This is a genomic window from Spirillospora sp. NPDC127506 (assembly GCF_040302145.1).
GTDB lineage: Bacteria > Actinomycetota > Actinomycetes > Streptosporangiales > Streptosporangiaceae > Spirillospora.
This window is the reverse complement of record NZ_JBEORG010000016.1, coordinates 134,609-151,975: the sequence shown is the minus strand read 5'-3', so window position 1 is coordinate 151,975 and position 17,367 is coordinate 134,609. Positions and strand designations below refer to the sequence as shown.

The 17,367-nt window shown below is 71.1% G+C and carries 17 protein-coding genes; 3 read left to right on the top strand and 14 right to left on the bottom strand.

Annotated elements, in window-relative coordinates; genetic code table 11:
* Positions 1-167: 167 nt before the first annotated feature.
* From ABTW95_RS17655 to ABTW95_RS17645, 3 genes are all read right to left on the bottom strand, one after another.
* Entirely contained in the window at positions 168-470 is a 303-nt protein-coding gene (locus ABTW95_RS17655) for a chaplin family protein (RefSeq protein WP_396452698.1), read from the bottom strand.
* A 159-nt stretch (positions 471-629) separates the two neighbouring features.
* A complete protein-coding gene (locus ABTW95_RS17650) occupies positions 630-1,328 on the bottom strand; it encodes a response regulator (RefSeq protein ID WP_500226817.1) in 699 nt (232 codons plus the stop codon).
* Positions 1,325-2,494 carry a sensor histidine kinase gene (locus ABTW95_RS17645; RefSeq protein ID WP_500226816.1) on the bottom strand — a complete coding sequence of 390 codons (1,170 nt, stop codon included), beginning with the start codon at positions 2,492-2,494 and terminating at the stop codon, positions 1,325-1,327. The genes ABTW95_RS17650 and ABTW95_RS17645 overlap by 4 nt, the downstream gene beginning before the upstream one ends.
* A 228-nt stretch (positions 2,495-2,722) precedes the next feature.
* On the opposite strand from ABTW95_RS17645, the gene ABTW95_RS17640 reads away from it, so the two are divergent.
* Complete coding sequence (locus ABTW95_RS17640; protein WP_500226815.1) at positions 2,723-3,736, top strand: SAM-dependent methyltransferase; 1,014 nt, start codon at positions 2,723-2,725, stop codon at positions 3,734-3,736.
* Positions 3,737-3,796: 60 nt separating this feature from the next.
* Here ABTW95_RS17640 and ABTW95_RS17635 read toward each other — a convergent pair whose 3' ends face one another.
* Together ABTW95_RS17635 and ABTW95_RS17630 are read right to left on the bottom strand one after the other, a co-directional pair.
* On the bottom strand, positions 3,797-5,005 hold the full coding sequence (locus ABTW95_RS17635) for a cytochrome P450 (RefSeq protein ID WP_396452691.1): 1,209 nt from the start codon (positions 5,003-5,005) through the stop codon (positions 3,797-3,799).
* Between the two features lie 212 nt (positions 5,006-5,217).
* On the bottom strand, positions 5,218-6,621 hold the full coding sequence (locus ABTW95_RS17630; protein ID WP_500226814.1) for an SGNH/GDSL hydrolase family protein: 1,404 nt from the start codon (positions 6,619-6,621) through the stop codon (positions 5,218-5,220).
* Between the two features lie 369 nt (positions 6,622-6,990).
* On the opposite strand from ABTW95_RS17630, the gene ABTW95_RS17625 reads away from it, so the two are divergent.
* Positions 6,991-7,749 carry a polysaccharide deacetylase family protein gene (locus ABTW95_RS17625; RefSeq protein ID WP_500226813.1) on the top strand — a complete coding sequence of 253 codons (759 nt, stop codon included), beginning with the start codon at positions 6,991-6,993 and terminating at the stop codon, positions 7,747-7,749.
* Positions 7,750-7,956: 207 nt separating this feature from the next.
* Here the strand turns inward: ABTW95_RS17625 and ABTW95_RS17620 are convergent, their stop codons facing one another.
* Together ABTW95_RS17620 and ABTW95_RS17615 are read right to left on the bottom strand one after the other, a co-directional pair.
* Positions 7,957-9,255 (bottom strand): PH domain-containing protein, encoded by a 1,299-nt coding sequence (locus ABTW95_RS17620; RefSeq protein WP_500226812.1) that lies wholly within the window; start codon positions 9,253-9,255, stop codon positions 7,957-7,959.
* 329 nt (positions 9,256-9,584) lie between these two features.
* Positions 9,585-10,277, bottom strand: coding sequence for a PH domain-containing protein (locus ABTW95_RS17615; RefSeq protein ID WP_500226811.1), 693 nt, complete (start codon positions 10,275-10,277; stop codon positions 9,585-9,587).
* 79 nt (positions 10,278-10,356) lie between these two features.
* Here ABTW95_RS17615 and ABTW95_RS17610 point away from each other — a divergent pair, with 79 nt between their 5' ends.
* Entirely contained in the window at positions 10,357-11,505 is a 1,149-nt protein-coding gene (locus ABTW95_RS17610) for an NADH-quinone oxidoreductase subunit D (protein WP_396452631.1), read from the top strand.
* A 21-nt stretch (positions 11,506-11,526) separates the two neighbouring features.
* Here ABTW95_RS17610 and ABTW95_RS17605 read toward each other — a convergent pair whose 3' ends face one another.
* The 7 genes from ABTW95_RS17605 to ftsH all read right to left on the bottom strand — a co-directional run bounded on the left by ABTW95_RS17605 (position 11,527) and on the right by ftsH (position 17,143).
* Complete coding sequence (locus ABTW95_RS17605; protein ID WP_396452629.1) at positions 11,527-12,033, bottom strand: DUF3180 domain-containing protein; 507 nt, start codon at positions 12,031-12,033, stop codon at positions 11,527-11,529.
* A complete protein-coding gene (gene folK / locus ABTW95_RS17600; protein ID WP_396452627.1) occupies positions 12,030-12,617 on the bottom strand; it encodes a 2-amino-4-hydroxy-6-hydroxymethyldihydropteridine diphosphokinase in 588 nt (195 codons plus the stop codon). Before folK ends, ABTW95_RS17605 begins: the two co-directional genes overlap by 4 nt.
* Positions 12,614-12,979, bottom strand: a complete 366-nt coding sequence (gene folB, locus ABTW95_RS17595; protein WP_396452625.1) for a dihydroneopterin aldolase — start codon at positions 12,977-12,979, stop codon at positions 12,614-12,616. The genes folK and folB overlap by 4 nt, the downstream gene beginning before the upstream one ends.
* On the bottom strand, positions 12,976-13,413 hold the full coding sequence (locus tag ABTW95_RS17590; RefSeq protein WP_396452623.1) for a nuclear transport factor 2 family protein: 438 nt from the start codon (positions 13,411-13,413) through the stop codon (positions 12,976-12,978). The genes folB and ABTW95_RS17590 overlap by 4 nt, the downstream gene beginning before the upstream one ends.
* Entirely contained in the window at positions 13,410-14,333 is a 924-nt protein-coding gene (gene folP, locus ABTW95_RS17585; protein ID WP_500226810.1) for a dihydropteroate synthase, read from the bottom strand. The genes ABTW95_RS17590 and folP overlap by 4 nt, the downstream gene beginning before the upstream one ends.
* Before the next feature lie 165 nt (positions 14,334-14,498).
* Positions 14,499-15,107 (bottom strand): GTP cyclohydrolase I FolE, encoded by a 609-nt coding sequence (gene folE, locus ABTW95_RS17580; RefSeq protein ID WP_396452637.1) that lies wholly within the window; start codon positions 15,105-15,107, stop codon positions 14,499-14,501.
* Between the two features lie 32 nt (positions 15,108-15,139).
* Positions 15,140-17,143 (bottom strand): ATP-dependent zinc metalloprotease FtsH, encoded by a 2,004-nt coding sequence (gene ftsH, locus ABTW95_RS17575; protein ID WP_396452621.1) that lies wholly within the window; start codon positions 17,141-17,143, stop codon positions 15,140-15,142.
* Positions 17,144-17,367 lie beyond the last annotated feature (224 nt).

Sequence of the window (17,367 nt, the reverse complement as noted above, 5' to 3'; positions counted from 1 at the left end):
TCACGACGACGCCCTTGCCTCCGGCTCGGAGTTAGCACCACCTCTTCCTCCAGGGGACTTTCACCCCCAAGCAATCGCCCATGCTGGGCGCACCACGCGGAAGCGCCGGGGACCCGCGAAGAGTCCCCGGCGCTTCGGTGACGGGCGTGAGGGGCCCGTCAGGAGAATCAGCCGTTGCTGGCGTGCGCGCCGCCCTTGCAGCCGCCCGAGTTGGCGAAGCCGATCACGGCGACGGCGTTGCCGCACACGTCGACGGCCGCGGAGATCGGAGCGACCACCTGGGTGCCGTTCAGCAGGCCGAAGTTGCCACTGGTCGAGTTGCCGTTGCCGGCCCCGCCACCGTGGTGGTGCCCCTTGCCGTGGTGGTCCCAGCCGCCGCCGTAGGCGGAGGCGTAGGCGGGCGTCGCGGCCAGCGCGGAGCCGGCGACGGCGAAGCCGAGAATGCCGGTCGCGGCAAGCTTCTTGAACACGTAAGTCCTCCCGTACGTGGGCTTAGCAGGCCCGTTCTGACATTGCCGACGTCGCCCGCTAAGACGGCGTCGCGTACCGTAGTTACCCAGCTACTCTCAGGTAGGGCAATGCCCGACGTCACGGTGAGGGCAAAAAGTCACCATGGAGTGATCAATGCGTTACATAGAGTGACCTCTTTGACCACTTTTCACCAGTCCTGTCTCGTAGGCGAACACGACGGCCTGCACCCTGTCCCGGAGGCCCAGCTTCATCAGGATCCGTCCCATGTGCGTCTTGACCGTCGCCTCCGAGACGTACAGCCGGCCCGCGATCTCCGCGTTCGACATGCCGCGCGCGACGAGGCGCAGCACCTCGCCCTCCCGCTCGGTCAGCGTCTCCAGCGCGTCGCCCGCCTTCTCCTCCGCGTCCGGGAGGTGGACGGCGAACCGGTCCAGCAGCCGCTTCGTCGTGCTCGGCGCCACGACCGCGTCCCCGGAGTGCACGGCCTTGATCGCCTCGATGAGCTGCGCCGGGCCGGCGTCCTTCAGCATGAACCCGCCCGCGCCCGCCTTGATCGCCGCGAACGCGTACTCGTCGAGATCGAAGGTGGTCAGGATGACGACCTTCGGCCCGGACTGCGCCACGATCCGGCGGGTCGCCTCGATGCCGTCCATCCGCGGCATCCGCACGTCCATGAGCACCACGTCGGCCCGCGCGCCGCGCAGCATGTCCAGCACCTGGACGCCGTCGCCCGCCTCGCCCACGACCTCGATGTCGGGCTGCGCGTCCAGCACCATCCTGAACCCCGCGCGCACCAGCTCCTGGTCGTCCACGAGCACCACCCGGATGGGCTCCGCCACGTCCTCGACCTCCGTCATGCCGCGACCTCCTCGCGTACCGGGATCTCCGCCACCACCTCGAAGCCGCCGCCCGGGCGCGGGCCCGCCCGGACCTCGCCCCCGTACACGGCGACGCGCTCCCGCATCCCGGCGAGGCCGTGGCCGCGGCCGTCGTCGAAGGCCGCCGCGCCGCGCCCGTCGTCCGTCACCCGGATCTCCAGCGCGTCGCCCGCGTACCGCAGCCGGACGCACACCTTCGCCCGCGGGCCGCCGTGCTTGAGCGTATTGGTCAGCGCCTCCTGGACGATCCGGAACACGGTGAGCTGCCGCCCCTCCGACATGGCCGCCGGCGTCCCGTCCACCTCGTAGTCCACGGCCAGCCCGGACGCGCGGACCTGCTCCACCAGGTCGTCGATCTCCGCCACCCCGGGCTGCGGCGCGAACGCCCCGGCGTCGTCGTCCTCGCGCAGCACGCCGAGGAGCCGCCGCATCTCCGCGAGCGCCAGCCGCCCCGTCGCGGAGATCGTGCCGAGCGCCTGCCTGGCACGTGCCACATCGGTGTCGATCGCGTAGGACGCGCCGTCGGCCTGAACCACGATCACGCTCACGTTGTGCGCCACGACATCGTGCATTTCCCGGGCGATACGGGCCCGCTCGGCGGCCATGGCCATCTTGACCTCGGTGTCGCGTTCGCGCTCCAGCCGCTCGGCCCGCTCCTCCACCGAGCGCAGGTAGGCGCGCCGCGTCCGCATGTGCAGGCCGAGCACGAAGACCCCCGCCACCAGCACCGCCAGCGTCACGAACGCGAACTTGCGGTCGTCGGCGCCGCTGGAGTACCGCACGGCGGCCATGCCCGCGCCGACCAGGCCGACCAGCGCCGACGCGAACCCCCAGCGGAACGGGAGACAGGCCGAGACCGTGTAGATCCCCATCAGGACGGCGATGTTCGCCTGGACCGGCTCGATGCCCGCCAGGCACTGGAAGAACGAGACCAGAGCGACCACGGCGAACACCGAGCGCGGGTACGTGCGGCGCAGAACCAGCGGCACGGTGAGCAGGACCGTCATCAGTCCGTACCAGCGCACCCCCATCCCGTACGCCCCGCCCAGCATCGTCGGCACGGACAGCACCATGATCGGCGCCGCGAAGAACGCGTCGACCAGGGGTTTCTTGCCCCGCAGCCACTCCCAGACGCTCGCCACCATGCGGACAGCGTACGTACGCCCTGTTCAGCCGGGGATCAGCCCCAAGTCGGACCCGCCTCCACCCCGAGAATGGCACCGCCCCCCACGCCAAACCGGCGCACCGGATCAGGCACGGCGGATCGGGCAGGTCGGGCATCGGGACCGAACCGGGCGCGGTAGGCCGGGCGCGGCCGGGCGGGGGCGGCGGACGGCGATGCGCAGGGTGTCGTGCACGGTAACGTCACAAGAGTGGCGGCGTTGGTTACCGAATGGCTGACATGGCGCGCGGCGATGGAGCGCGCGCTGTACGGGCAGGGCGGCTTCTACCGGCGCGGTGAACGGCCCGCCGAGCACTTCCGCACCTCCGTGCACGCCTCGCCGCGCTTCGCCGCCGCCATCGTCCGCCTGCTCGTCGAGGTCGACGAACTGCTCGGGCGCCCGGAACGGCTGGACGTCGTCGACATCGGCGCCGGGTCCGGGCGGCTGCTGGGCAACATCCTGGCCGGTGCGCCCGCCGGCCTGGCGTCCCGGCTGGTCCCGACGGCGGTGGAGATCGCGCCGCGCCCCGCCGACGTGCCCTCCCGGATCGTCTGGCGGCCGGACCTGCCCGACCGCATCACGGGGCTGGCCGTGGCGAACGAGTGGCTCGACAATGTGCCGCTGGACGTGGTCGAACGCACCCCGGACGGCCTGCGCACCGTGCTCGTCGACCCGTCCACCGGCAGCGAGCGGCCCGGTCCCGCGCCGTCCGCCGAGGACCACGCGTGGCTGGAGCGCTGGTGGCCCCTCCGCGAACCCGGCGACCGCGCCGAGATCGGCCATCCGCGCTGCGACGCGTGGGCCTCCGTGATCAGGCGGCTGGCCCGGGGGCTGGCGCTCGCCGTCGACTACTCGCACTCCCGCGAGGCCCGTCCCGTGTACGGGACGCTGACCGGCTACCGCGACGGCGCCACCGTGCCCGCCGTCCCGGACGGGTCATGCGACGTCACCGCGCACGTCGCGCTGGACGCCTGCACCGCCGCCGGCGAGCGCGCCGGCGCGACGTCCACCCTGCTGACCACCCAGCGCGACGCGCTGCGCGCCCTCGGGCTGTCCGGGACCCGCCCGCCGCTCGACCTGGCCCACCGCGACCCGCGCGCCTACGTCGCCGCCCTCTGCCACGCCGGCGAGGACGCCGAACTGACCGACGCGTCGGGCCTGGGCGGTTTCGGCTGGCTCGCCCAGACCGTCGGCATCCCGATGCCCACCGCCCTCACCAATTGACGCTGCGGGCGCGGCGGCACATCACGGAGGGCCTGCAGGCAATGCGGGGCGGCCAGGCGGTCAGCACTCCACGTGGAGGGCCTGCAGGCCGCGAAGGACGTAGCCCGGCTTCCACTTCGGCTCGGCCGACAGGCGGAGGTCCGGTGCCGCGCGGAGGAGCGCGCCGAACGATTCGGCGAGTTCGATGCGGGCGAGGGGGGCGCCCAGGCAGTAGTGGATGCCGAGCCCGAACGTGATGTGCGGGTTCGGGTCGCGGGACAGGTCGAGGCGGTTCGGTTCGGCGAACACCTCCGGGTCGCGGTTGGCGGACGCGAACTGCAGCGCCACCTCCGAGCCGCGGGGGATGTCGACGCCGGCGACCGTGATGTCCTCCAGGACCCAGCGTTCGAACATGGGCGCCGGTGTGTCGTAGCGCAGCAGTTCCTCGACGGCCGTGGGGACGAGCGACGGGTCGGCGCGGAGGCGCTCCAGCTCACCGGGGTTGCGGAACAGCGACCACCAGCCGTTGCCGGTCGCGTTGACCGTGGCCTCGTGCCCGGCGTTGAGCAGCAGGACGCAGGTGCCGATCAGCTCGTCCTCGGTGAGCCGGTCGCCCTCGTCCACGACCTGGGCCAGTGCGCTGATGAGGTCGTCGCGCGGCTCGTCCCGCCGGGTGCGGGCGAGGCCGCGCAGGTAGTCGGAGAACTCGACGGCGGCGCGGACGGCCGTGCGCTGCGCCTCCTCCGGCGGGTTCAGCTCGTACATGCCGCAGATGTCGGCCGACCACGGGCGCAGGAGGTGGCGGTCCTCGACGGGTACGCCGAGCATCTCGGCGATCACGTTCACCGGCAGCGGCTCGGCGACCTCGGCGAGCAGGTCGCCGCCGCCCTTCGCCGCCAGCGCGCCGGCCAGCTCGCCGGCGAGCCGCCTGATCGTCGGGCGCAGGCCCTCCACCCTCCGGGCGGTGAACGCCTTGGACACGAGGCGCCGCAGCCGGGTGTGGACGGGCGGTTCCACGTCGAGCATCCCGGCGCGGATCAGGTCCCAGAAGGGCTTGAGGAAGTCGGCCTCCGGCTCCCGGCCGAACTCCTCGTGGCTCGCGATGTGGAGGTAGGACCGGCCGAGCCGGCGGTCCCGCAGCAGCGCGTCGACGTCCTCGTACCGGCTGATGACCCACTGCTCGGTGGGCTCATGGAAGAACACCGGCCGCTCGGCGCGGAGCAGCTCGAACACCGGATAGGGGTCCGCCACGAACGCCGGGGACCAGGGGTCATACGCCACATCGCTCATGTTCCGAAGATATGCGCATCCCGTCCGACGCGCGTGCGCGGCGCCCTCCCCGCGCGGGCGCGGGGAGGGCTCTGCGGCGGGGCGCCAGCCGCCGGGTGGCTCGGGGTCACCGTCTGCTCCCACTACTCGGCCGACCCAGTCCGCGGCGGCTGGCGGGCTCATATCCGGACGGGCGGCGCGCCCGCGGGGGACGCGCCGCCGATCACGCCGTCCTAGTCGAAGGCGAAGGCCGGCGGAAGCGCCTTGTGCCGGAACAGCCCGGCGGGGACGGCGTCGGCCAGGGCCTTGTATCCGGCCGGGTTCAGGTGGAGGTGGTCGCCGACGTCGTACGCGGGGAGCAGCCGCCCCGGATCAGACGGGTCGCGCGCCGCGCGGTCGAAGTCGACCACGGCGTCGAAGCGGCGGCCGGTGCGGATCCAGGTGTTGACGCTCTCGCGCGCCCGCTCCCGGTATCCGTCCGGGTCGTCGTACATGGTGTTGCCGCCGAACGGCGTGAGGGTCGCGCCGTACACCCGGATGCCCTGCGCGTGAGCGCGGACGATGATCTGGTCGTAGGCGGCGATCAGGTCGTCCGCGACCTGCTTCTGCGCCTCGGGGGTCGCCGCGGCGGTGCCGATGTCGTTGACGCCCTCGAAGACGAGCAGCCATTCGACGCCGCTCTGGGCCAGCACGTCCCGGTCGAGCCGGGCGAGCACGTTGGGGCCGAGCCCGTCGTTGAGGACGCGGTTGCCGCCGGCGGCCTGGTTCACGATCGCGATGCCGGACGTGGACGGGTGGGCCTGCAGCCGGTCGAGAAGCTGATCCGGCCAGCGGTCGTTCCGGTTGGTGGTGGAGCCCCGGCCGTCGGTGAGGGAGTCGCCGAGCATGACGGCCGCAGACGTGGCGGACTTCGCCCACACCTCGAGGCCGCTCAGGAAGTACCAGTGGTCGGCGCGGGCGGCCCCGGCCAGGTCGGTCTCCCCGACGTGGTCGCCCGCCAGCATGTAGGACGTCGTCCGGGAGCCGGGGTGCGACGTGATGTCGGTCGACGCCTGGCCGTCCGCCAGATAGATCGTCACCGTCAGGATCGACCGCGGCGCCACCGGGAACTTCAGCGGGTCGGAGACCATCTGCGCACCGACCGGGATGTCCACGGACGGACGGCCGTGGAAGGTCACCGCCCTGGACGTCTCCGGCTCGATCGCGCTGACGCCCGCCTGCCCTCCGGCCGGCAGCGCCACGGAGACCTTCGTGATGGGGAGCGCGGCGCCGCCGAACGCGTTGGAGAACCGCAGCCGCAGGTTCCGGCCGCCGACGGAGACGCGGATGGTCTGCCGCAGTGTCGCGTCGTCGAAGACCTTGCCGTCCTGCGTGAACGGCGGAGGGGGCATGTTCCCCGGCTCGGTCAGCTGCGGCATCGACACCCAGCCGTCGACCCAGTGGCCCCCGAACTCCGGCGCGGCATGGCCCCCGGCGGTGCGGGGCTCGCCCTCCGCGCCGGTCAACGACGCGGCGACCAGGGCCACCGCGAGCAGCACCACGGCGACGAGCCGGCCGGCAGGGCTCATCACGCGCATGCGCAGCCCGAGCGCGCCCGCTCTCGGGCGCCCGGCGTGGACGGGCGTTGAGCGTCTCACCACAGCTCTCCGATTCGACTCCGCGGACGAGGCGACGGTTCGAAATGTTTCGATCACTTTCGAACTTCTGGCTGAACGTACGCCGAGCACCCCGGCGAGTCAAGAACGACTTGATCGTGCCCCCTGAAGCCCGTATTCGCCGCCGCAGCCGACCAAGTCGCGCACGAAACCCCCGGAAGCCGCCATTGACCCCACCGCCGGCGGCGGCGTACGTTACCGAGCGAACAAGCCCGATAAGTTTCGAAATTTTGAGCCGTCCGACATGCCGCATCCCCTCCGTCAGCAACTCCGTCAGCAACCGACCGAACGCCACCGAGGTGGCTCCGCAGCACCTCACCCCCGTCTGCCGCACCTTCGACCAGCGGAGCGATGATGATCAAGATCCCGCATGCGTCCGCCGTGTCCCGCCGCGTGGCGGCCTCCTCGGCCGTGGTGGCGGCCGCCGCGGCCGCCGTCGCGATGACCCCGGCGGCCGCGCACGCATCCCCCTCCGGCGGGCACCGGCGCTGCCCCAACGGGTACGTCGCGCTCACCTACGATGACGGGCCGACCGCCGCGACGCTGCCGACCCTCCTGGACAGGCTGCGCGCCGCCGGCGCCCGGGCCACCTTCTTCAACCAGGGGAACAACGCCGAAGCCCGCCCGGACCTCGTCCGCGCACAGCAGCGGGCGGGGATGTGGATCGGCAACCACACGAACACCCATCCGCATCTGCCGGAGCTGGGGGAGCCGGGCGCGTTCAAGGAGATCCTCGGCACCCAGCTGAGCCTGCGCCGGATCACCGGCCGGTGGCCCACGCTCTTCCGCCCGCCCTACGGCGAGACCAACGACCAGGTCCGGAAGGACGAGGCCCGATTGAGGCTCTTGGAGGTGCTCTGGACGGTCGACTCCCGGGACTGGGCGGGAGCCACCACCGAGGAGATCGTGGCGGCGGCGCGCACGCTCCAGCCGGGCGGCATCATCCTCATGCACGACTGGGCCCAGGCCTCCGTCGACGCCTTGCCCCAGATCGTCAGCGACCTGCGCGATCGCGGCCTCTGCCCCGGCAAGATCGCCTTCACCCCCCGGAAGGTCCCCTTCGGTGACACGTACTTCCACGCGACCGCCGTAGCGCCCTGGCATTTCTGATCACGCCCCCCGGCGCCACGCGTCGCGCCCCCAGCACCCGCACGATGTGCCGTCCTGGCCAGAGTGGGTGGTGGGCGGTGGCGTGGCTTCGTAGTCTCCTTCAGTGGATGGTCGGCCCGCCCTCCCCCCTGGGGCGGGCCGACCTGTGTCCATGGTCCGGGGCGGCGCGACGGCGTGGAAGCAGAACGGGATTCTGTGGATAAGCCGTCAGCGGGCCCAGCGGGCGGTGTCTCCGCCACCGGCGCGGCGGGCGGCCAGCGCCCGGCGGGCCGTGCTCTCGACGATGGCCCTGGCCTCGCCCAGGTCGCGGTCGGTGGCGGCCACCTGCACCGGGCCGGGAGGCGCGTCGACGTGGACGGTGGCCAGCCCCAGGAGCCGCTGGAACGGGTTCACGGTGAGCCGGACGCTCTGCGCGCGCGCGTGGGCGATCACGTCGGTGCGGCGGCAGGGCCAGCCATGACGGACGACGAAGACCACGTCGTCGGTGCCGGCGCCGTCCGCACGGTCGATCGCCACCGCCTTGGACGACGCGGGCACGAGGGGCACCGCGTCCACGTGGGTCCCGGGGAAGACCTGCGAGACGAGATGCGTGGCCACCTGGCGGGGCGCGACCGGAAGAAGCGTCGAGGAAAGCGCCTGGCGCTCCCCCGCGTAACCGGCGACGGTGACCTCGACCCGGGCCCAGCCGAGGCTTCGCCAGATCAGCGGTTCGACGATGCTGACGGCCTGGACGCGGCCCGGAGGGAGCGTCTGCATGCGGGTCTCCAAGAGCCCGTAGCGCAGGCGGATCCCGTCCGGCGACATGGCGACCGTGAAGTTGGCGTACATCACCAAAGGCGCGATCACGGCGCGGATGAGCCCGAGCAGGACGGGAATGGTGACGGCCAGCATGCCGCCCTCTGCGTACATCACCAGGAAGATGAGGGAGCCCACGAAGAGGAGGACCGTCCCCAGTACGGGAAGCCGTACGAGGAGGGACCCGAACAGCGCGCCGAACGGGACGCGCCACACATGGCGTTCAGGTGCCTCGGGCGTGTGGCCGGGCAGCCCGGCGGCGCGTGCCAGGAGTTCGGCGCGCAGCTGCTGCGCGGAGTGCCGTCCCAGGTAGCGGAGGGCGATCTCGCTCTGCTCACCGCCGGCCAGTTCCACACGCACTTCCGCCAGGCCGAACAAGCGCGTCACCAGCGGACGGACTAGGTCGATGGCCTGGACACGCGACAGCGGTATGCGGCGCTTGTTCTTGCGGAGGATGCCGGTCTCGACGACGAGGTCGTCGTTGTCGATGCGGAATCGGAGTGCGAGCCACGTCCAAAGGCCCGTCCCCACCGCGATCAGCCCCATCGGGATGGTCACGACGATGAACCTGACGATCACGTCAGGGGTGAGTTCCAGGGTGATGCCGTCTTCCGTCTGGGTCAGGAGCAGAGGGAAGCCCAGCAGGACGAAGTAGATGATGAGGAAGATGAAGGCGCGCAGGGGCGCGGTCGCCCAGTGGAGCCTGTGCATGCCCTCGGAGAAGCGGACCGGTGGACGGTAGCCGGGCGGCGGGCCGTAACCGTACGGAGGACGCGGCGGGCCGTACGGCGGGCCGGGCGGTGGCCCCGGCGGGCCGTAGGGCGGGCCTGGGCGGCCTTGCGGTCCCGGTCCGTATGGGCCCGGACCGGGTTGCCCCGGCCTGCCGTAGGGGCCTGGTTGACCCGGCCCGCCATAGGGGCCTGGTTGACCTGGCCTGCCGTGGGGGCCTGGTTGACCTGGCCTGCCGTGGGGGCCTGGTTGACCTGGCCTGCCGTGGGCGCCTGGCCGGCCGGGAGGACCGTATGGGCCGTAGGGGCCGCTCATAGCCCCATGCTCCGCTCCTCGCCCTTCTGCGCGAGACGGTCGCGGAGCAGGGCGGCCTCAGCGGTGGGCAGGCTCGGAATGGTCGCGTCCGTGGCCGCGGCGGCCGTGTGCAGCCGGACCGTCGCGATCCCCATCCACCGTTCAAGGAGCCCTGCCGTGACGTCCACGAACTGCATCCGCCCGTAGGGGACGACGATGAGCCGCTTGACGAACACCCCGTGCGTGACGATGAGGTCGTCCGCACGCTCGACGTAGCCGTACCTCCGGCGGTCCAGTTCCGCGACCAGCCAGGTGAGGGCCACCACAACGACCACCGCGGCGATCCACATCGCCGCCGGTACCGTGCCGCCGTTCCTCCACACGATGAACGCGCCCACACCGCCGACGGGAATCGCCCAGAGGGCGGCGTTGAGAAGCCTGTGCCAGGCGTGGCGTTTCGAGATGGGCGCCCACTGGAGCCCGCCGCCGGGCGCGAACGCCTGGTCGGCCCGGTAGACGGGCGGCGTCTGCTGCTGCGTCTGCTGCTGCGCCTGCTGCTGCGGCGTCTGCTGCGGCGGGTAATGTGCCGGTACTTGACCTGGCGGTTGACCGCCGGGGCCCGGACCGGCGGGTGCGGGCGGGTGCGCCGCGCCCTGGGGTCCATGCCCTGCGGCGGGCTCGTACGGCGGTTCGCCATGGCTCGCGTTCATTGGCCCCTAGTCAACCGGAAAACGAGTACCGCTCGCCATGGGACCATGAAGCGGTGATCGGAGCGGCGGAGGCGCGACCATGACCACCGAACGGATCGTCGGTATCGGTGCGGGCGCCAAGGAGCTCGCCACCGAGGACATGACGCTCAACATCGGCCCCCAGCATCCGTCCACGCACGGCGTGCTCCGGTTGAGGCTGACGTTGGACGGGGAACGCATCTCGGCCGCGGAGCCCATCGTCGGCTACATGCACCGTGGCGCGGAGAAGCTCTTCGAGGTCCGGGACTTCCGCCAGATCATCGTGCTGGCGAACCGGCACGACTGGCTGTCGGCGTTCTCCAGCGAGCTCGGCGTCGTCCTCGCCGTGGAGCGGATGCTCGGCATGGAGGTCCCCGTGCGGGCCGTCTGGGCGAGGACCCTCCTGGCCGAGCTGAACCGGATCCTGAACCACCTGATGTTCCTCGGCTCGTATCCGCTGGAGGTCGGCGCCATCACCCCGATCTTCTACGCGTTCCGCGAGCGCGAGGCTCTGCAGCGGGTGATGGAGGAGATCTCCGGTGGACGCATGCATTACATGTTCAACCGGGTCGGCGGGTTGAAGGAGGAACTCCCGGCCGGTTGGACGGCGCGCGCGCGGAAGGCCGTGTCCGAAGTCCGTTCCCGCATGGGCGACATCGACGACATCATCATGGGCAACGAGATCTTCCGTGCGCGCACGCGGGGCGTCGGTGTCCTGACGCGGGAGCAGATCCTGCAGTACGGGGTGTCGGGGCCCATCGCGCGAGCGTCCGGCGTGGATTTCGACCTGCGCAGGGACGAGCCGTACCTGGCCTACGGCGACCTCGACGTCCGTGTGGTCACCCGCACGGAGGGGGACTGCCTCGCCCGCTTCGAATGTCTCCTTGACCAGGTGCACGCGTCCCTGGATCTCGCCGACGCCTGCCTGGAGCGCCTCGCCGAACTCCCGCCCGGCCCGATCAACCAGCGCCTGCCCAAGGTCCTGAAGGTCCCGGAGGGCCACACCTACGCCTGGACGGAGAACCCGCTGGGCCTCAACGGCTACTACCTCGTGTCGCGCGGCGAGAAGACCCCGTGGCGGATGAAGCTGCGGTCGGCGTCCTTCAACAACATCCAGGTCCTCACGGAACTGCTGCCGGGCAACCTGGTCGCCGACATGATCGCCATCCTCGGCTCGATGTTCTTCGTCGTCGGCGACATCGACAAATGACCGCCCGCCTCCCCGGCGCGCTCAGGCCCGGGAGGCGCGGCGGTCGCGTTCCTCTTCGTCCGGGTCCTTCGGCACGCGGCACGCGTACTCCAGGAAGAACGCCGCCGCCACCAGGACCACCGCCGCCAGGAACGTGGCGCCGCTGACGAAGAAGTCGTGCCGGGGCGTCGGCTTGTCGAGCTGGGACGCCAGGTTCACCGCGAACCCGCCGAACACTCCCGCGATGAGGGCGGCGGTGTGCGCGCTCGCCTTGCCGAGGGCGGCCAGCCGCGCCACCGCCATCGGCTCGATCGGCTTCGGCGACTTGCGGCCGGCCTCCGGCACGCGGATCTTGTCGGGCTTCCGGCGGATCCTGCGCAGCACGTTCCATCCGCTGAACCCCTCGCCGAGGGCCAGCAGCAGCAGCGTCGGCACCGCCGTCCACGGGAGCGGCGGCAGCGAGACGTAGGCGGAGCGGAGCACCGCCCAGGTCACCACCGCGACGACGACGACCAGGGCGGCGAGGAACAGCGGGCGGGACGGCTTCATGCAGGCTGCTGCAAGGACAGGTCCTCCCGCCGGCGTACGGCCGACGGGCCACCCTCGGACTGCTTGGCCTGGGCCAGGTCGCCGACGCGGCCGTGCCCGGGCAGCAGCACGTCCGGCTCGATGTCGGCCCACGGGACGAGCACGAACGCGCGCTCGTGCGCGCGCGGGTGCGGGAGCGTCAGGTCGGGGTCATCGGACGAGATGTCACCGAACACGACGATGTCGATGTCCAGGGTGCGCGGACCCCAGCGGACCTCGCGTTCCCGCCGCATGGAGTTCTCGATGTTGAGGACGCGTTCGAGCAGGTTCTCCGGTGGCAGCCGCGTGTCGGCCACCAGGACGACGTTCAGGAAGTCGCCCTGCTCGGGGATGGTCTCGCCGGGAGGTGCGAACGGCGTGGTCTCGTAGACCGGGGAGAACGCCACGAAGTTCAGCCCCGGCGCGTCGAACAGCGCGTCGACCGCCTCCTGGATGTTGTCCATCCGGTCCCCGAGATTGCTGCCGATCGAGAACACGACACGGTGCTGGACCAGCATGTGCCCCCCGGTGGCGGTACGGTCGGGCATGCGGTCGGACGCTGTCATGGGCGACTCCTCCTGATCTTCACGGCGACGTCCGTGAAGGGGTGCGGCACGGGGGCGCTCGGCTTGTGGACGGTGATCTCCACCTCGGACACCGCCCTATCTTCCAGACATATAGTCGCCAGCCGGTCGGCCAGCGTTTCGATCAGATTGACGGGCTCGCCTTCGACGGCCGCGACCAGGCGGCCGGCGAGCGTCCCATAGTCGACGGTACGCGAGAGGTCGTCCCCGGCGGCGGCGGGGCGCGTGTCCAGCCCGAGCACCGCGTCCACCACGAACTCCTGGCCGAGCTCACGCTCCGCGGGCAGGCATCCGTGACGCCCCCGCGCACGGAGGCCGCGCAGTTCGATGCGGTCGAGACTCATTCTTCCTCTGCATCAACGACGTTGAGGACTGGCGAACCATGATGGAGCAAGAGCCGCCACTCGCCGCCCGTCCGTACGAACACGTTCGTCGCGACGATGCTCCCTCCGGCGAGGAACCCCGCCTCAGTGTCCTCATCGGCGGTGAGGACGTTCTCCTTACACGTCACCACTGCGTGGTCCCCGTACACGTCCGTCTCGACATCGGTCAGCACGAACTGGATGTAGGTCGTGTTGGCCATGATGAGCGCCCAGGAGCGGAGCACCTCCTCACGGCCGCGGAGCATCGTCCAGCCGGGATGCACGCACGAGACGCCGGACGCGTAGGGGCCGTCCGCCCACACCGCCGACATCCGGTCGAAGTCGCCGGCCTCGAACGCCGCGTAGAACTCGGCGTGGACCTCGTCCACATCGGCGCGGTTGATGGCACGGCTCATGTGCGGTGTCCCCCTCGCTGGGCGCGACCGTCCGCCGCGGCCGGTTCCGAAGTCTCGTCGTCGGTCGGGCGGGCCGCGGTGATGGCCGCCGCCACGCGCACCGCGTCCGCGTTGGGACGGACGCGGTGGACGCGCACGCACCACGCCCCGGCCGCCGCGGCCAGCGCCGTGGTGGCCACCGTGGCGTCGTCGCATTCGGCGAACGCGCGGGGTGTTCCGTCGGGGTCGGCCAGCAGCTTGGTGAGGAAGCTCTTGCGGGACGCCCCGACCAGGACCGGGTACCCGGTCGCGGTCAGCGCGTCGAGCCGGGCCAGGAGCGCCCAGTTGTGACCGGCCTTCGGGCTCTTCGCGAAGCCCAGCCCCGGGTCGAGCACGATCATCGACGGTTCGACGCCCTCCTGCAGGACGGCATCGACCCTCTGCAGAAGCTCGTCGCGCACTTCGCGGACGACGTCCGCGTAGACGGCGCGGGTCTGCATGTCATGGCTGTGGCCGCGCCAGTGCATGACCACATAGGGGACGTTCGCCGCGGCGACGACCCGTGGCATGTCCGGGTCGGCCAGGCCGCCGCTGACGTCGTTCACGAGCCGGGCGCCCACGCCGAGGGCGGCTTCGGCGACCTCCGCGCGCATGGTGTCGACGCTGACCGGGATGTCCTCGGCGCTGAGCGCCTCTATGACGGGGATCACGCGGCGGAGTTCCTCATCGCGTGACACGCGCTGCGCACCCGGCCGCGTGGACTCGCCGCCCACGTCGACGATGTCGGCGCCCTCCGCGACAAGGTCCAGCCCATGCCGGATGGCCTTCTCTGGATCGAACCAGGCTCCGCCGTCCGAGAACGAGTCCGGAGTGACGTTGACCACGCCCATGACGAGGCACCGCCCTGGCGTGGGCAGCCCCGGAACTACGGCATTGGTCATGTCACCCCACCCTATGCCCAGAAGTCGCCCCCTCGGCGCGCCGCCGCCCGCCGCCGGACACCACCCGATGAGGTCGGCGGCACCCCGTCCCGAACCAAAGAACGGGCCTCAGCGCGACGCTGAGGCCCGTTCGGGCGGTCGGGGGCTTTCGGGGCGGGCGGGCGGTCAGTGGCGTCCCAGGATGAGGCTCATCGCCTCGGACCGGGTCTCGGCGTGATCGCGGAAGTCGCCGCGCACCGCCGACGTCACCGTCTTCGCGCCCGGCTTCCGCACGCCGCGCATCGTCATGCACAGGTGCTCCGCCTCGATCACCACGATCGCGCCGCGCGGCTCCAGCACCCTCATCAGCGCGTCCGCGACCTGGCTGGTCAGCCGCTCCTGCACCTGCGGCCGGCGCGCGTACACGTCCACCAGCCTGGCGAGCTTCGACAGACCGGTGATCTGCCCCTTCTTGTTGGGCGTGTACCCCACGTGGGCCACGCCGTGGAAGGGCACCAGGTGGTGCTCGCAGACGGAGTAGACCTCGATGTCCTTCACCAGGACCATCTCTTCGTGGTCGGCGTCGAACACCGTGGTGAGCACGTCCTCCGGCGTCTGCCTGAGGCCCGCGAACTGCTCGGCGTACGCGCGCGCCACCCTCGCCGGGGTGTCGCGCAGCCCGTCGCGGTCGGGATCCTCGCCTATGCCGATGAGGATCTCGCGGACGGCCTTCTCGATGCGCGCGTGATCGAAACGCCCGCCGTGCACGGTCTCGCCCGGCGGGTCGTTCTCCATCGGCGCCTCGTCGTACGGAATCGCCAAGACGGTCAGCTTTCGCCCTGGGACGGGTCCACCGTGTCGGAGGTCACGCCGCCCTGGCCGTTGCTCTTGGTCAGGTCGGTGACGTCCTGCGGGCCGAGCAGGGCCAGCTCCTTGGGCGTCAGCACCGGCGGGCGGTCGGACGGGAGGCGCTTGCCGTAGCCGGTGTAGGAGTTCTGGTGCGGCCGCTTCTGGATCGGCGCGAAGATCTCCAGCACCTCGTCCTTCGACAGGGTCTCCTTCTCCATCAGGTTGACGACGAGCTCGTCCAGGACGTCCCGGTACTCGACGAGGATCTCCCAGGCGGTGTCGTGGGCGGCCTCGATGTACCGGCGGACCTCGTCGTCGATCGCGGACGCGATGTCCTCGGAGTAGTCGCGCTCGTGCCCCATGTCGCGGCCGAGGAAGACCTCGCCCTGGCCGGAGCCGAACTTGCGCGCGCCCAGGCGCTCGCTCATGCCGTACTCGGTCACCATGTTGCGGGCGATGGAGCTGGCCTTCTCGATGTCGTTGGCCGCGCCCGTGGTCGGCTCGTGGAACACCAGCTCCTCGGCCGTCCGCCCGCCCAGGAGCATGGCGAGCTGGTCGGTCATCTCGGAGCGCGTGGTGAGGAACTTGTCCTCCATCGGGAGGGTCATGGTGTAACCCAGGGCCCGCCCGCGCGGAAGGATCGTCACCTTGTGCACGGGGTCGGAGTTCGGCAGCGCGTGCGCCACCAGAGCGTGCCCGCCCTCGTGGTAGGCGATGATCTTCTTTTCCTTCTCCGACATCACGCGGGTCTTGCGCTCCGGCCCGGCCATGACGCGGTCGATGGACTCCTCAAGGGTGTCCATGTCGATCAGCTTGCGGTCGAAGCGGGCCGTGAGGAGCGCCGCCTCGTTGATGACGTTGGCCAGGTCGGCGCCGGTGAAGCCCGGGGTGCGCCGCGCGATGACGTCGAGGTCGACGTCCTGCGCGAACGGCTTGCCGCGGGCGTGCACCCGCAGGATGCCCTTGCGGCCCTCCAGGTCGGGGCGGTCCACGGTGACCTGGCGGTCGAACCGCCCGGGGCGCAGGAGCGCCGGGTCGAGGATGTCGGGGCGGTTCGTCGCGGCGATCAGGATCACGCCGCCCTTGACGTCGAAGCCGTCCATCTCGACCAGCAGCTGGTTGAGGGTCTGCTCCCGCTCGTCGTGGCCGCCGCCGAGGCCCGCGCCGCGGTGCCGCCCGACGGCGTCGATCTCGTCGATGAAGATGATCGACGGGGCGTTGGTCTTGGCCTGCTCGAACAGGTCGCGGACGCGGGACGCGCCGACGCCGACGAACATCTCCACGAAGTCCGAGCCGGAGATCGAGTAGAACGGCACGCCGGCCTCGCCGGCCACGGCGCGCGCCAGCAGCGTCTTACCGGTGCCCGGAGGGCCGTACAGCAGGACGCCCTTGGGGATCTTGGCGCCGATCGACTGGAACTTCGCCGGGTTCTGCAGGAAGTCCTTGATCTCTTCCAGCTCCTCCAGGGCCTCGTCGGCCCCGGCCACGTCGGCGAAGGTGGTCTTCGGGGTGTCCTTGGTGATGAGCTTGGCCTTGGACTTGCCGAAGTTCATCACCCGCGAGCCGCCGCCCTGCATCTGGTTCATGATGAACAGGAAGATCAGCACGATGACCACGATGGGCAGCAGGCTGAACAGCAGGTTCAGGAAGAAGCTCTGCTTGGGGACATCAACGTTGTAGCCGCCGGGGAGCTTGCCCGCGTCGGCCTGCTTCTGGAGCTCCTGCTGCAGCTGGAGCCCCTGGCCGTCGACCCAGGACGCCTGCTGGCGCTTGTCGTTGTGGAGGGTGACCTCGATCCGCTGGTCCTTGTCAACGATCTTGGCCGACTTCACCTGGCCGGCGTTGATCTCCTGGACCACCTTGGAGGTGTCCACCTTCTCGAACGAACGGCCGGGGTTGACGCCCCACATGACGAGGGCGACCAAGATGCCGAACAGCAGGATCCACAGCAGCGGCCCGCGAAAGTAGCGCTTCACGTCCATTTATCCGGTTACCCCTACGGGGCCCGTCCCTCCTGACCAACGTCTGTGTGCGATCCCCGCCCGTCCCGGGGGACGAACGCCACTGCGACCAACAATGCGTCCAACGAAAGGCCCGACGCCCAGGGCTTCGGACCCATCCTGGCGGCTTCCCTCATATCGCTCCCCGAACCGGGTCCGGGACACCGACGGTACACCGCAGGCGCAGGAGACGCAGCCGAGCCGTT